At 61.0% G+C, this 14,769-nt stretch carries 13 protein-coding genes; 6 read left to right on the top strand and 7 right to left on the bottom strand.

Going from position 1 to position 14,769, the window contains the following annotated elements:
- The first annotated feature begins 47 nt into the window (after window positions 1-47).
- The 3 genes from ggt (at window position 48) to ACR0NY_RS06950 (ending at window position 6,012) form a co-directional block, all read left to right on the top strand.
- Window positions 48-1,841 (top strand): gamma-glutamyltransferase, encoded by a 1,794-nt coding sequence (gene ggt, locus ACR0NY_RS06960; protein ID WP_170368862.1) that lies wholly within the window; start codon window positions 48-50, stop codon window positions 1,839-1,841.
- 89 nt (window positions 1,842-1,930) lie between these two features.
- Window positions 1,931-3,328 carry an FAD-binding oxidoreductase gene (locus ACR0NY_RS06955; RefSeq protein WP_170337465.1) on the top strand — a complete coding sequence of 466 codons (1,398 nt, stop codon included), beginning with the start codon at window positions 1,931-1,933 and terminating at the stop codon, window positions 3,326-3,328.
- A gap of 176 nt (window positions 3,329-3,504) precedes the next feature.
- Entirely contained in the window at window positions 3,505-6,012 is a 2,508-nt protein-coding gene (locus ACR0NY_RS06950; RefSeq protein ID WP_170337466.1) for a GcvT family protein, read from the top strand.
- A 40-nt stretch (window positions 6,013-6,052) separates the two neighbouring features.
- On the opposite strand, the gene ACR0NY_RS06945 is transcribed toward ACR0NY_RS06950, so the two are convergent.
- The 4 genes from ACR0NY_RS06945 to ACR0NY_RS06930 form a co-directional block, all read right to left on the bottom strand.
- Complete coding sequence (locus ACR0NY_RS06945) at window positions 6,053-6,388, bottom strand: carboxymuconolactone decarboxylase family protein (protein WP_170337467.1); 336 nt, start codon at window positions 6,386-6,388, stop codon at window positions 6,053-6,055.
- A 69-nt stretch (window positions 6,389-6,457) separates the two neighbouring features.
- Window positions 6,458-7,111, bottom strand: coding sequence for a DUF938 domain-containing protein (locus ACR0NY_RS06940; protein ID WP_170337468.1), 654 nt, complete (start codon window positions 7,109-7,111; stop codon window positions 6,458-6,460).
- Window positions 7,111-8,175 (bottom strand): NAD(P)/FAD-dependent oxidoreductase, encoded by a 1,065-nt coding sequence (locus ACR0NY_RS06935; protein ID WP_170368861.1) that lies wholly within the window; start codon window positions 8,173-8,175, stop codon window positions 7,111-7,113. The genes ACR0NY_RS06940 and ACR0NY_RS06935 overlap by 1 nt, the downstream gene beginning before the upstream one ends.
- On the bottom strand, window positions 8,172-9,113 hold the full coding sequence (locus ACR0NY_RS06930) for an aldo/keto reductase (RefSeq protein ID WP_170368860.1): 942 nt from the start codon (window positions 9,111-9,113) through the stop codon (window positions 8,172-8,174). Before ACR0NY_RS06930 ends, ACR0NY_RS06935 begins: the two co-directional genes overlap by 4 nt.
- A 126-nt stretch (window positions 9,114-9,239) precedes the next feature.
- Between ACR0NY_RS06930 and ACR0NY_RS06925 the strand changes: the two genes are divergently transcribed.
- The 3 genes from ACR0NY_RS06925 to ACR0NY_RS06915 all read left to right on the top strand — a co-directional run bounded on the left by ACR0NY_RS06925 (window position 9,240) and on the right by ACR0NY_RS06915 (window position 11,568).
- Window positions 9,240-9,641 carry a hypothetical protein gene (locus tag ACR0NY_RS06925; protein WP_437342551.1) on the top strand — a complete coding sequence of 134 codons (402 nt, stop codon included), beginning with the start codon at window positions 9,240-9,242 and terminating at the stop codon, window positions 9,639-9,641.
- A gap of 3 nt (window positions 9,642-9,644) precedes the next feature.
- Entirely contained in the window at window positions 9,645-10,877 is a 1,233-nt protein-coding gene (locus tag ACR0NY_RS06920; protein WP_170368859.1) for an HlyD family secretion protein, read from the top strand.
- Between the two features lie 70 nt (window positions 10,878-10,947).
- Entirely contained in the window at window positions 10,948-11,568 is a 621-nt protein-coding gene (locus ACR0NY_RS06915; protein WP_170368858.1) for a CDP-alcohol phosphatidyltransferase family protein, read from the top strand.
- Window positions 11,569-11,621: 53 nt separating this feature from the next.
- On the opposite strand, the gene ACR0NY_RS06910 is transcribed toward ACR0NY_RS06915, so the two are convergent.
- From ACR0NY_RS06910 to ACR0NY_RS06900, 3 genes are read right to left on the bottom strand one after another with little or no spacing between them, the layout of a single operon-like run.
- Window positions 11,622-12,695, bottom strand: coding sequence for a BMP family ABC transporter substrate-binding protein (locus ACR0NY_RS06910; protein ID WP_170337473.1), 1,074 nt, complete (start codon window positions 12,693-12,695; stop codon window positions 11,622-11,624).
- Window positions 12,696-12,727: 32 nt separating this feature from the next.
- Window positions 12,728-13,648: an ABC transporter permease gene (locus ACR0NY_RS06905; protein WP_170337474.1), complete on the bottom strand. Its 921-nt coding sequence runs from the start codon at window positions 13,646-13,648 to the stop codon at window positions 12,728-12,730.
- A 2-nt stretch (window positions 13,649-13,650) separates the two neighbouring features.
- Complete coding sequence (locus tag ACR0NY_RS06900; RefSeq protein WP_170337792.1) at window positions 13,651-14,733, bottom strand: ABC transporter permease; 1,083 nt, start codon at window positions 14,731-14,733, stop codon at window positions 13,651-13,653.
- Window positions 14,734-14,769: the final 36 nt, after the last annotated feature.

Here is a 14,769-nt window from a genome sequence, read left to right as displayed (position 1 = left end):
CGGTGCCGTGCACTGTCAGATTCAGTATTTGGATAAGGAGGTTTTTTATGTGCTCCAATTGGTTCCCTACTGTTGTGGCCTGCGCGCTGACCCTGGCGAGCCCAGTGATTGCCCAGCAAACCGCCGATGAGGTCGCGCCCGAGGGTGCATCCGACGGCCAAGTTCAGGCCTTGACCGACGAGGTGATCGCCGCGCTGAAGGCCAAGGCCGACGGCGTGCCTGTCAAAGCTGAAACCTGGATGGTTGCGGCGGCCAACCCGCTGGCCGTCGAGGCGGGTGCCAAGGTTCTGGCTGCCGGCGGAACGGCAGCGGATGCAATGGTCGCCGTTCAGGTTGTCTTGGGCCTGGTCGAACCGCAGTCCTCAGGATTGGGCGGGGGTGCCTTTCTGGTCTGGTACGACGCGGCCAGCGGACGCCTGACCACCTTGGATGGGCGAGAAACCGCGCCGAGAGAGGCAAGCCCGACCCTGTTTCTGGACGAAAGCGGCGAGCCGCTCAAATTTTTTGACGCGGTTGTTGGCGGGCTTTCGGTCGGGACACCCGGTACGCCTGCATTGTTGGAGGAAGCCCATCGGCGCTGGGGGCGCAGCCCCTGGCCCGGTCTGTTCGAGGATGGTATCCGCCTGGCTGACGAGGGGTTTGTCGTTTCGCCGCGGCTGGCGGGCTTGATTCAGGCCGACGCTGAACGTCTGGCACGCTTCCCTGACACGGCCAACTACTTCCTGCCGGACGGCGAGCCGCTGGCGCAGGGTCAGCGCGTCTCCAACCCAGACTATGCCGAGACTCTGCGCGTTCTGGCATCCGAAGGGGCTGCGGGCTTTTATGGAGGAGAGATCGCGGCGGACATCGTGCGGACTGTCCGAAACGCTCCGGGTAACCCGGGGGTTCTGTCCGGAGTTGATCTGGCGTTGTATCAAGTGATCGAGCGCGAGCCGATCTGTGCCGCCTATCGTAGCTATGAGGTCTGCGGGATGGGTCCGCCGTCCTCGGGTGCGCTGACGGTTGGACAGATCCTTGGCATTCTCGACAATTACGATTTGGCGGCGATGGGTCCCGAAAGCGCCGAAGCGTGGCGGCTGATCGGCGATGCCTCGCGCCTGGCCTTCGCGGATCGCGGTCGCTACATGGCCGACAGTGATTTCATTCCGATGCCGACGCAGGGCCTGATCGATCCGGCCTATCTGGCCGAGCGTGCCGCGTTGCTGAATGACGCTGGGGCGTTGACCGAGGTTGCGCCGGGAAATCCTGAGTTTGACCACGCGCTGAACTGGGCCGACGATGCTTCGATCGAACTGCCGTCGACGTCCCATATTTCGATCGTGGACGCCTATGGAAACGTGCTTTCGATGACCACGACAATCGAGAACGGTTTTGGTTCGCGTCTGATGACCAACGGCTTTCTGCTGAACAACGAACTGACCGACTTTTCCTTCCGGACCCACAGGGACGGGGTTCCGATTGCCAACCGGATCGAACCGGGCAAACGCCCCCGTTCCTCAATGAGTCCGACGATTGTCATGCAAGACGGGTCTCCGATTCTGGCGATCGGGTCTCCGGGTGGCAGCCGGATCATCGGTTATGTCGCAAAGTCTATCATTGCCTGGGCGGACTGGGGTATGGACGTCCAGCAGGCGGTCGCCCTTCCTCATCTGGTGAACCGTTTCGGGACCTATGATGTCGAGGTCGGCACAAGCGCCGAAGGCTTTGCGGACATGTTGGGCGAGCTGGGCTTTGAAGTGAACGCGCGGGATCTGACCTCGGGCCTTCATGCCATCGAAATCCGCGACGGTCTGCACGGCGGAGCCGATCCCCGTCGAGAAGGGATCGCACTGGGCGAGTGATCACGTCGGAGCGTATGGGTATTGCTCCTGTGGCGTGGGCCTTCTAGTCATTGTCTGGGCCTGCGCCACTGCGCCAAGGGAGGGTTGCCATGGTTGAAGCGACAGCATTGTTCCGCAATGCGGCGGGGATCGACACCGCCATCAGCATTCTGAAACAGCGGTTCGGGGACCGGTTGCAGACCGGCGCCTCGGTCCGCGAGCAGCACGGGCACACCACGACCTGGATTGAAAACCAAAGCCCGGACGCGGTGGTCTTTCCCAATTCGACCGAAGAGGTCTCGGACATCGTCAAGACCTGTGCAGCGCACAAGGTTCCCGTGATCCCTTTCGGCACCGGAACGTCGCTGGAAGGCCACGTGAACGCGCCGGCCGGCGGCGTTTGCATCGATCTTGGCCAGATGAACCGGGTCTTGGCCGTGAACGAAGGTGATCTGGATTGCGTCGTGCAGCCCGGGGTCACCCGCGAGGACTTGAACACCCATCTGCGCGACAAGGGGCTGTTCTTTCCGATTGATCCCGGAGCCAATGCCTCATTGGGCGGGATGGCGGCGACCCGAGCGTCGGGTACCAATGCGGTTCGCTATGGAACGATGAAGGACAATGTCCTGAGCCTCGAGGCGGTTATGCCCGATGGCAAAATCATCCGTACCGGTCACCGGGCCAAAAAATCCTCGGCCGGCTACGACTTAACCCGCTTGCTTATCGGTGCCGAGGGCACGCTGGGCATCATCACGGAACTGACTCTGAAACTGCACGGCATCCCCGAGGCGATTACCTCGGCCCGGTGTTCTTTCCCGACGGTTGATGCGGCCTGTCAGGCCGTGATGACGACCATTCAATTCGGCGTTCCGGTTGCCCGGATCGAACTGCTGGACGCGATGTCGGTCAAGGCGGCCAACGCGTATTCCGGGCTGAAGCTGCCGGAAACGCCGTTGCTTCTGCTTGAGTTTCACGGCTCGGAGGCCGGCGCAGCGGAACAGGCCGAAACCTTTGGCGAAATCTCCGAGGATTTTGGCGGCACGGGCTTTGTCGCTACGGCCAGCACCGAAGAAAGGTCCAAGCTCTGGCAGGCGCGGCACGACATGTATTGGGCGTCCCTCCAGCTTCGGCCCGGAGCGCGAGGAATCTCGACGGATGTCTGCGTCCCGATCTCGCGCTTGGCCGAATGCGTCACCATGGCTCAGGACAAGGCAGCCGAGTTGGACCTGCTGGCCCCGGTCGTCGGTCATGTCGGTGACGGAAACTTCCACACGCTGGTGCTGATCGACATGGACGATGCCGACGAAGTGGCGCGGGCCAGTCAGTTTGTCGGATGGCTCAATGATCTGGCGATCTCGATGGACGGGACCTGCACAGGTGAGCATGGAATCGGGCAGGGCAAGAAACCGTATCTGGTACGGGAACTTGGGGATGCGACCCGGTACATGGCGGCGATCAAGGCCGCGCTGGATCCTGACAACATCATGAACCCCGGCAAGATCGTCTGACCAGGCCGGGAAAGCGCGCGCAACTATCGGCTCTTGGTGCGTGCCTGTTCGCGGATTCGCGTCCCAACGTGTACGGCAGGTCGGTTTTGCACCGTTTTGCGTCGGATGGACTTGGCGCTGATTGGTCCCGTTCGGCATAAACCTTGCCAAACAGACTCAATCCGGAGAGCGGGCGTATGAAAACCCAAGTCAAAGCACTGGTCGTTGGCGGCGGCGCCGTCGGGACCTCGATAGCCTATCACCTGGCCAAGGCGGGCTGGGAGGATGTCATGCTGATCGAGAGGGACGAGTTGACCTCGGGCTCGACCTGGCACGCTGCGGGTCTGCTTCCGCTTTTCAACATGTCCTATGCGACGACCCATATCCACAAATACTCGGTGGATTTCTACAAGACGCTGGAAGAGGAAACCGGCCTGAACGCGGGGTTCGCGGTGGTTGGAAACCTGCGCATGGCGCAGACGCAGGACCGCATGGATGAGTTCATGCTCTATGCCTCGACTGCCGAGACCTGCGACGTCAAATATGAATGGTTGACGCCCGAGCAGATCAAGGAGCGCTGGCCGCTGATCGAAACCTCGGATCTGAAGGGCGCGCTTTACCATACCGAGGACGGTTACATCAATCCGGCCGACGTGACCCAGGCGATGGCAAAGGGCGCCCGCCAGCGCGGTGTCGAGATCGTGCGCAAGATGCAGGCCGATGCCTTCCATTGGAACGGAACCCACTGGGAAGTCACCTGCACCAAGATGGTCGAAAAGGGTGGCAACCTTGTCCCCAGCGACGAGCAGGTGGTCATCACCGCCGAGCACGTGGTGACCGCTTCGGGAAACCATGCCCAGCGTACCGCCAAGCTGCTTGGGATCAAGATGCCGGCGATCCCGGTCGAGCATACCTTCATTGTCATGGACAAGGACCCGGAACTGGTGAAATGGCGTGAAGCCGGCAATCAGGAACACCCGGTCGTGCGTGACGCCGACAACGAATCCTACGCACGCGAGGAGCGCGGCGGCTGGATCCTTGGCATCTACGAGCACGGTGCCCCGGCACGTTTCGAATACGGTGTGCCCGACAGTTTCCGCGCTGACCTGTTCCCTCTGGATCTGGACCGGATCGCCGATCAGTACATGGCCATGGCCGAGCGTGTCCCGTCCTGTGCCGAGTCCGGCCTCAAGGACGATTTCAACGGTCCCATCTGCTATACGCCTGATGGCAACCCGCTGGTCGGCCCGGCGCCGGGCCTGCGCAATATGTGGCTGGCCGAAGGGTTCAGCTTTGGCATCACCGCCGCCGGCGGCACCGGCTATTATCTGGCGCAGATGATGGTCGACGGCGAAGCCGAGATCGACATGGCCTCGCTGGACCCCAAACGCTATTCGTCCAACTGGATGACCACCGAATTCGCCGCGCGCAAGAACGAGGAATGCTACGAGCACGTCTACATTCTGCATCACCCGGATGAAGAGCGCGAGGCCTGCCGTCCGCTGCGCACCGTTCCGGCCTATGATCGTCAGAAAGCCCGCGGCGCGCAGTTTGGGTGGGTCAACGGATGGGAACGCCCCAACTATTTTGGCCCGGTCGATGCCCCTGACAACTTCGACAGGGAAAGCCGCAGCTTCCGCCGTGGTGGATGGTGGCAGTATGCCGTCGAAGAAGCCAAGGCGATCCGCAACGGTGTCGGTCTGATCGACGCGTCAGCCTTCACCAAGCATGTCGTCAAGGGCCCCGGCGCCACCCAGTTTCTGGATTGGTTCACCTGCAACAAGCTGCCCAAGGTCGGTCGCATCAATCTGACCTATGCGCTTACGGCGCATGGCACCACGCGTACCGAGTACACCATCGTTCGCCTGAAAGAGAACGAGTATTACCTCGTCTCGGCCGGTGCCTGGACCGAGTATGACGCAGACTTCCTGCGCAAGGCGGCCGAGGACAAGATGGACGAGTTCGGCTACATCGAGATCCAAGACGTGACCACCCAGTGGGGCGTCTTTGCCATCGCCGGGCCGAAATCGCGCGATGTGCTGAAAGAGGTCATCAAGGACGCCGAGCCGGAAACCGCCCTTTCGAACAAGCGCTTCCCGTGGCTGTCGGCACGTCAGATCGAACTGGGCATGTGCCCGGTCAACGCGATCCGCGTGGCCTATACCGGCGAGCTGGGCTGGGAACTGCATCACCCGATCGAGATGCAGAACTACTTGTTCGACCTGCTGGAACAGGTCGGCGAGAAGCACGGCATGAAGCTGGTCGGCGCCCGCGCGCAAAACTGGCTGCGGCAGGAGAAATCCTATCGCGCCTTCGGCACCGAACTGGGCCGCGACGCCACCCCGCTCGAGGCCGACCTGCCGCGTTTCGTCGATTTGGACAAGGAGTTCCACGGCAAGGACAAGCTGATCGAAACCGGTGTGCGCGTGAAATGCTGCACGTTGCTGATTGACGGGCCTGAGGATGCCGATCCGTGGGGCCGCGAGGCGCTCTATACGCCCGAAGGTGAGCGCGTGGGGCGTCTGACCTCGGGCGGGTATTCGGTGGCTTTCGAGAAATCCATCGGCATGGGCTATGTAAAGCCCGCACTGGCCGTGGAAGGAACCAAACTGAAGGTCAAAATGCTGGACCACCTGTGGGATGCGGTCGTGACGTGCGACAGCCCCTATGACCCCAAGAACGAGACCATCCGCAAGGACGGTTGATCGGACAGAGGCCCCGGACAACTCCGGGGCCTTTTTTTGGCTACGCGCTGAGCTCGTCGAAGCACTCCAGCGCCTTGGCTGCGTACATCATCGACGGACCGCCACCCATCTGGATCGCCATGGCCAGAACGTCCGAGAATTCTTCACGCGAAGCGCCCGCTTTGACCAGTGTTTCGGTGTGCAGCGAAATGCAGGTTTCGCACCGTACTGCTATGGACATGCCCAAGGCGATGAACTCCTTGGTCTTGAAATCCAGTGTTCCGCCTTCCTTGACCGATTTCCCGAGCGTACCGAAAGCGCGGGCGGTATCTGGTATGGCTCCGTTCAGGTTGCGCAATCCGCTGCGCGTTTCAGCAAGTCTGTCTGACCAGGTCATGTCTTGTGCCTCATGTACATATTGCATCTTGCATATGTATCAGCGGCGTCAGAGCGGCTTTGATCTTGATCAGATCGAGGGCTTTTCTGCGACAAAAGCCAGATTGTTCGCAGGCATTGGAACCACTCCGACAACCCGCAGCCCTGTGCTTTCCAAGTAGTTGCTGATCTGGCTGTCGTCCTTGTAGCCGATCTCGGGGTCTTGCCGGGTCAGGTCGGCATGAAAGCGTCGGTCGCCGTCGCTGATTAGCTTGCCCTGGCGCATGAACGGTCCGTAGAGAACGAACCGCCCCCCGGGGCAAAGGGCCAATGCGGCCTCGGACAGAACATTCCGGGCTTCTTTCCAGCTGATCAGATGCAGCAGGTTGATCAGAATGATAAGGTTCTGGTTGCCAAAGTTTTGGTGCCATCCGGGCAGGGTTGCGTCCAAATCGACGGCGGGAAGGATGTTTGGCAGGTCCTCCGCATAGGCGTCGATGCTGGCCCGGCGGGCGGGATCGATCTCGCTTGGCTGCCAAGTCAGGTCAGGAAAGATACGGGCAAATGCGGCGACGTGTTGACCCGTGCCGCTGGCCAGTTCCAATGCGTTTCCAGTTGCGAAGGGCATCTCGGCTAGCACCGCGCACAAGGCGTCTGTATTGCGGCTGGCCGCAGGAGCGATCATCTTCGCGCCGTCACCCTGAGAGGCGACGCTTGCCGTCGGAGGCAGTTTCCGCCCGCCCATCAGCGTAACCGGGACACGGATAGCGCGGAGACCATCGCGGCATCCAACTCGGGCGCGCGGCCTAACGCAAGATCCGCGACCAATCGCGACGCCACCGGTGCGGTTTGAAACCCGTACCCTCCCTGACCGGCAGACCAGACAAAACTTTCATCTGACGGGTCGGGACCCAGAACAAGCGTGCCATCCGGGGCAAAGCTGCGCAGCCCGGCCCAATTGGTCTCGACACGGGTGACCCGGCTGGTCACCATTTCTTCGTACCGGGCCAGGCCCTCGGCCAGCACCATATCGTCGGCATAGGCGTCATGCGGTTCGACCGGGTCGGCCTCGGACGGTGACACCAACAGCTTGCCGGCATCCGGTTTGGCGTACCAGGTTTCACCCGCGCCCAGCATCATCGGCCAATTTTTCACATCATGGCCCCCAGGTGCTGGCAGTCGGGCCATGGAACGGCGGCGCGGCGTGATTCCGATCGGTGCGATCCCGGCCATCCTTGCGACCTCGTCCGCCCACGCACCAGCGGCATTGACGATGGTGCGCGCCTGAAAGGCCTCGGCCGCTTCCACCAGCCAATGGCCGTCCTTGCGGATCCGCGCCACTTTTTGGCGGATCAGGACCGATCCCGCATTGGCGCGAATGGTGCGGGCGAAATCCTGTAGTATACGGTCGGTGTCGATGTCGTAAGCGCCCTCACTCAGCGCTGCGTATGCGACGGTTTCCGGGTTCAGGACCGGAACACGCACCAACGCATCGGCGACCGAGATTTCGGCCATTCCCAGCTCGCTCAGGTCTTTGCGGAACTGGTCGGCCTGATCAATTTTGGCCAGCAGCATCAGCCCGCGCGGGGTCAGATAGTCGTTCGAAAAAAAGAACTCGGCGCTGGCCTTGTTCAGAGTCACGACCGAAGGCGGGCCATAACCTTCTTCGAACAATGCCGCCGATCGCCCCGAGGCGTGATAGCCCAGCGCGTCCTCGGCCTCGAGTACGGTTACCGTCCCATGCTCGGACAGACGCGCACCGGCGCTTAGGCCGGCAATACCTCCGCCGATGATCAGAAAATCAATCACTGGACCTCCTCCAACCGGTCCGTCGCCGGTGGCGGTGTCTGGCTGAGCGCCGTGATTCGGGCATAGAGCTTAGCCGGAAGGTCGAGCGTCAGCGCAGCCAGCGACGGCGCCAGCTGTTCGGCAGATCTGGCCGATATGATCGGCGACGGCGCAAACGGGCTGGCGGCAACCCAAGCGACGGCAAGCGTCGCCGGATCCACGCCAGCCTGATGTCCCAAGCGGGTCAGTTCGGCAGCTGTTTCGGCCATCCATTTAGCCCCATAGCGGCTGGCATATCGGTCATCTTCGGACAGCCGGCCGGCTGCACCGCCATGGGAGTACTTCCCGGTCAGCAACCCGCCACCCAGCGGCGAGTAGGCAAAAACCGATATACCTTGATCCGCACACATAGGCAGGATCTCGACCTCGGCCTGTCGCTTGACCAGGTTGTACATCGGTTGCAGCGCGTCGATGGTCAGGCCGAAATCTGCGGCGACGCGCACGGCTTTCATCACTTGCCAGGCGGCAAAATTAGACAGGCCGACATAGCGGATCTTGCCCGCGTCTTTGAGCTGGGCAAAGCACTCCATCGTTTCGGCAAGATCGGTATCCGGGTCGAACCGGTGCAGGTACAGCAGGTCGACCATGTCCTGACCCAGACGTTTGCGCGAAACGTCGAACTGCGCACGGATGTTGGCCGCGCCGGCGCCGCCTGTGTAGCCCGCTTTGGTGGCGATCGTCAGCTGCTCGCGCTGAGACGCGATCATCTGGCCCAGCAACGTTTCCGACGCACCGTCGGTATAGACATAAGCCGTATCGAAATGCGTGATGCCGGCCGCGCGACAGGCTTCGAACATGGCCCGGCTTTGTTCGGCATCGGCGCGGCCCCCGAACTGCATCGTGCCAAAGGTGAAACGGCCAATGTCAGTGCCGTCGGGATTGGAAAGCCTGAGTGTCATGAGAGTGCCTGAAATGTGCCCGACGAACGGGGGTCTTTGATCAATTGTCGCCCCAAGTTTTAATCAGGGTTGAATTTGCGCATCAACCCTTCCAAACATTCACAACCAAAAACGCAGGAGGGCAGGGTGACCAGCGCAGACCTACACCCAATGGCCACAGGGCACATTCCGTCATATGTGACCCAGGCGGATGGCAGCGATTTTCTCTTCAATTTCATGGTGATCTTCACGGTTGGTCTGATCCTGCTGATCGGTGTCGCGTATTTCACATTGCATTCGATCCCCGAGAAGATGGCCCATGAGAACAACCACCCGCAGTTTCAGTTGGTTGGCATCCTGGCGTTGTTGGCCCTGTTTACGCACAATGGGTTATTCTGGGTTGCCGCCATCCTGGTTGCAGGTTTTCAGTTTCCTGACTTTGCTGCGCCCCTGCGCGCGATTGCAGATGCAATTCGGTCGCTGGCACCCGGGGCGTCTCCTCCGCCCGCCGAGCCGGACCCTGAGCCCACCGCTCCGCAGGAGCACTGACGCATGATCGAAACATTTCTGTGCGCACTGGTTACCGTTCTGCCCGACTTTCTGTTCCGACGCTTCGTTCAGGGAAAACGGATTGGTCACGAAATCACGCTGTTCACTATGTGGTACGAACTTCGCTGGGGGCTCACCGCCTGCGCAATCCTTGCGCTGACGGTGATTACCACGCTGTTCTACTTCCATCCGGCAAGCAAAACGGCGGCGTCCTATTTCCGGACCGTGACGATTCTTCCGCAACTGGGTGGGCGCGTGTCCGAGGTCTATGTCACCAACAACCAAATGGTCACCGCGGGCCAGCCGATCTTCCGTATCGAGGATTTCACCCAGCGCGCGCAGGTCGAAGCCGCACATGCCCAGATTGCTCAGATACAGGCCTCGCTGAAGGTCGCGCAAACGGATCTGGCCGAGGCCGAAGCCGGTATTGCAGGCGCGCAGGCGGCGCTGGCGCAGGCGCTTGAGGATTTGGAGCGCAACACCACCCTGCGCGATCAGGGATCCAGCGCAGTCCGCCTGACCGAGATCGAGCGACTGGAGAACCTTGTCGCCGAGCGCGAGGCCAAGGTTCTGGCCGCGCAATCCCAAAAGGCGGCCGTTGTTCAGAAGATCGAAGAACTGATCCCTGCCCAGTTGTCCAGCGCCGAAGCGCAGCTGGATGCCGCTCTGGCCGAATTGGACAAGACGACAATCAGCGCCGGTGTGACGGGCCGTGTCGAACAGTTCGGGCTACGGGTTGGCGATTTTGTCAGCCCGCTGATGCGCCCGGCGGGGATTCTGGTTCCGACGGATTCCGGCCGCGACCGGTTTCAGGCGGCTTTCAACCAGATGTCTGCGCAGGTGATCAAACCGGGAATGATCGGAGAACTTGGCTGTATGACGCGGCCATTTACGGTGATTCCGGTCGTTGTGGTTCAGGTGCAGGATGTGATCCCTTCGGGGCAGATCCGGCCCACCGACGAATTGCGCGACGTTCAACAGAACACAACCCCCGGATCAATCCTCGTGTACCTCGAGCCACTTTATGAAGGGCTGGCCGACAAGGTCCCCCCGGGCAGCAACTGTCTTGCCAATGTCTACACCGACAATCACGACAGGCTTGAACACGAAGATCTGGGGTTTTGGGAAAGGGCATTCCTGCATGTCGTGGACACGATCGGTGTGGTTCATGCGGCAGGTTTGCGATTGCGTCTGATCCTGATGCCGGTGAACACGCTGGTTCTAAGCGGTCACTGATGGCGGGAACGTGAGTGCTCTCGCGCTATTGTGTCTGGAAATGGCGCCTGTCCCCGGTTAACTGGCGCACATGTTTGATGCGCAAATCCGCCCGATCATCGACCCGGCCCTGAACGCTCAGGGCCGTTTTCTCGCGCGGTTGGGCTTTACGGCGAACCAGGTGACGCTGATTGGGCTGGCACTTGGTTTGGTCGCAGCGGGCCTGATCGTGGCCGGCGCGACGTACTGGGCGTTGGTGCCTTTACTGCTGTCGCGCCTCGCGGATGGCCTGGACGGTGCCGTTGCGCGTGCCCGGGGTGGCACCGATTTCGGTGGCTATCTGGATATCACCTGCGACTTTCTGTTCTACGGCGCGATACCGTTCGCGTTTATTCTGGCTGACCCGGCTGCAAATGGCGTGGCCGGTGCTTTCCTTTTGCTGTCCTTCTATTTCAACGGCACCAGTTTCCTGGGCTTTTCGCTGCTGGCCGACCGGCACGGTTTGAAGACCGACGCCAGAGGGCAGAAGGCCCTGTATTTTTCCGGTGGTTTGCTGGAGGGGGCCGAAACGATCGGTTTCCTTGTTCTTTTGTGTCTGGTGCCAGATGCGTTTGCCGCCTTGGCGTGGATATTCGGCAGCTTGTGTTTCCTGACCGCCGCATCCCGGATCGTGTTGGCAGCGCGCAGTTTCGGCAACCGTTCCGGGAACTGAAAAAGCCCGCCGTTTCCGGCGGGCTTTGGGTTTGTTGACAGTACATGCCGTGCTTATTGCGGGATGTCGCCTTCCAGCCCTTCGACATAGAAGTTCATGCCGGCCAGAGTGCCATCATCGGCCACTTCGCCCTCGGCCAGCCAGGCGCTGCCGTCTTGCTTGTTCAGCGGCCCGGTGAACGGGTGATAGCTGCCATCTGCAATCGCGGCTTTCAGGGCCAGCGCCTCTTCCTTGACGTCGGCCGGAACGGCGTCGGAAATCTCGCCGATTTCAACCATGCCTTCCTTGATGCCGTCCCAGGTGTTCACCGACTCCCAGGTGCCGTCCATCACGGCCTGGGTGCGCGCGATGTAATAGGGCGCCCAGTTGTCGATGATCGAGCTGACGCGCGGCATCGGAGCATATTCGCTCATGTCCGAGGCCTGGCCGAAAGTGATCACGTTGCCGGCTTCTTGTGCGGCCGCCTGCGGTGCGGTCGAGTCCGTGTGCTGCAGGATAACGTCGGCGCCCTGTTCGATCAGAACCTTCGCCGCGTCGGCCTCTTTCGCCGGATCGAACCAGGTGTAGGCCCAGACGATCTTGAACTCGACATCCGGGTTCACCTTCTTGGCGTGGATGAAGGCCGAGTTGATGCCGCGGATCACTTCGGGGATCGGGTACGAGCCGATGTAGCCGATGATGTTCGACTTGGTCATCTTGCCGGCAATATGACCTTGGACAGCGCGACCTTCATAGAAACGCGCCGAGTAGACCGACACGTTGTCGGCGGTCTTGTAGCCCGTGGCGTGTTCGAATTTCACGTCCGGGAATTTCTTGGCCACGTTGATGGTCGGATCCATGTAGCCGAACGAGGTGGTGAAGATCAGGTCCGCACCTTCCAGCGCCATCTGGGTCATGACGCGCTCGGCATCCGGGCCTTCGGGCACCGATTCCACGTACACGGTTTCGACCTTGTCGCCAAAGTGCTTCTCGACGGCCTGACGGCCCTTGTCGTGTTCATAGGTCCAGCCGCCGTCGCCCACCGGGCCGACATAGACGAAACCGACCTTTGTCTTGTCCTCGGCCACGGCGCCCGTGGCAAGGCCAAGTGCCATGGCGGCGCTTGCCAGAAGTGAAGTGAATTTCATTTAGTTACTCCCCAAGTTGGTACAGTTGGCCCCTAGTGTGAGGCGTGGAAGGTCCGGCCCAGTGAGGCAGGTGCGCTGCTCTTGTCGGCCGAAAGGATCACAAGCACAAGGATCGTGATGATGTAGGGCGACATTGCCAGATACTCGACAGGTATGGCAACGCCCGCTGCCTGCAGATTAAGCTGCAAGACCGTGATTCCGCCAAACAAATAGGCACCCAGCAAGGCACGCCACGGTTTCCAGCTGGCAAACACCACCAGAGCCAGAGCAATCCAGCCGACTCCGGCGGTCATGCCTTCGGTCCACTGAGGGACCCGGATCAGGCTGATATATGCACCGCCAAGCCCCGCACAGGCCCCGCCGAACAGGATCGCCATAATGCGGATCTTGATGACCTTGTAGCCGAGGGCATGCGCGGCATCGTGGTTCTCACCCACCGCACGCAGGATCAGCCCGACGCGGGTGTATTTCAGAGTGGCCCATACTGCTGCCGTCAACGCGATCCCGACATAAAGGATCGGATCATGTTGGAACAGGATCGGGCCGATGACCGGAATATCGCTGAGCAGCGGGATATGGATGTCCCCCATGCTGGGCGGTTTGATGCCCACATAGCTTTGACCCAGAAGGGCACTGAAGCCCAAGCCAAACAGCGTCAGCGCAAGACCGCTGGCAACCTGGTTCGCCAGCGCGAACTGGGTCAGCAGAACGAACAGCAGCGACAGCAGCGCACCGCCAACGGCCGCCGCGACGAAACCCAACCATGGCGAGCCTGTCTCGACCGAGATGGCAAATCCGCTGATTGCGCCCACGATCATCATGCCTTCGACGCCGAGGTTCAGAACGCCGGCCTTTTCGACGACAAGCTCTCCGATCGCCGCCAGCAGAAGCGGGGTTGCGGCAACCATCAACGAGGCCAGCAAAAGAACGGGATTGATTTCTCCAAGGTCCATGGTCACGCCACCTCGCTACGGGCCGCACGGATGCGGTAGTTTGTCAAAAGATCGAAGGCCAGCAGGAAGAACAGAAGCATTCCCTGGAACACCTGGATGGCCGCAGCGGGCAGCCCCAGCTGGGATTGTGCGATTTCGCCACCGATATAGGTCAGCGCCATCAGGCCGCCGGCCAGCAGGATGCCCACCGGGTGCAGACGGCCCAGAAACGCCACGATGATCGCGGTAAAGCCGTAGCCCACGTTGAAGTCGATGCTGACCACGCCGGACGGGCCCGAGACCTCGAACATACCGGCAAGACCGGCCAGCGCGCCCGACAGCCCCAGGCAAAACAGGATCAGCCGCGGGGGATTCACGCCGGCAAATCGCGCAGCGCGCGGAGCTTCGCCCGTGAGGCGGATGTGAAACCCCAGCATGTGCCGGTTCAGCAGGACATAGGCAAAGATCACCGCGATAAAGGCCGCGACGACTCCCCAGTGCATGCCTGTTCCGGCGAACAGTTCAGCATTGTGGGCGCTTTCATAGGACTGCAGGTTGCGCGAGCCGGGAAATCCGAACCCTTCAGGGTTTTTCAGCAGACCCAGCGACATCGAGGCCAGAAACTGCTCGGCCACGTAAACCAACATCAGGGAAACGAGAATCTCGTTGGTTCCGAACCGAACCTTGAGCAGGGCCGGGATCATCGCCCAGATCCAGCCGCCGAACGCGCCGGCGATCACCATGATGGGAAAGACGTACCACGCATCCAGAGGGTAGAAGGCCAGGCCGGCCGCGGCGCCGAAGATAGCGCCCATGATGTACTGGCCCTCGGCGCCGATATTCCAGATACCGGCGCGGAAGCCCAGCGATAGACCGATGGCGATCAGAACCAACGGTGCGCCCTTCACCAGCAGTTGCGGTCGGTAATAAAATGAGAACTCTCCGAACAGGGGTTCCCAGAAGATGGTTCCGATCGCTTCGACCGGGTTCTTGCCCAGAATTGCAAACAGCAACCCGCCGAAAACCATGGTTGCCAGCACTGCGACCAGAGGGGTGGCATAAGACCACGCCTTGGACGGCTGTGGCCGTTTCTCCAACACTATCATTTGCTCATCCCCCCAAAGTCTTCGTCTTTTTTGGAT

The organism is Ruegeria sp. BJ5, assembly GCF_056537865.1.
The sequence above is the reverse complement of the archived record's forward strand: the minus strand, read 5'-3'. Positions and strand labels throughout refer to the sequence as shown.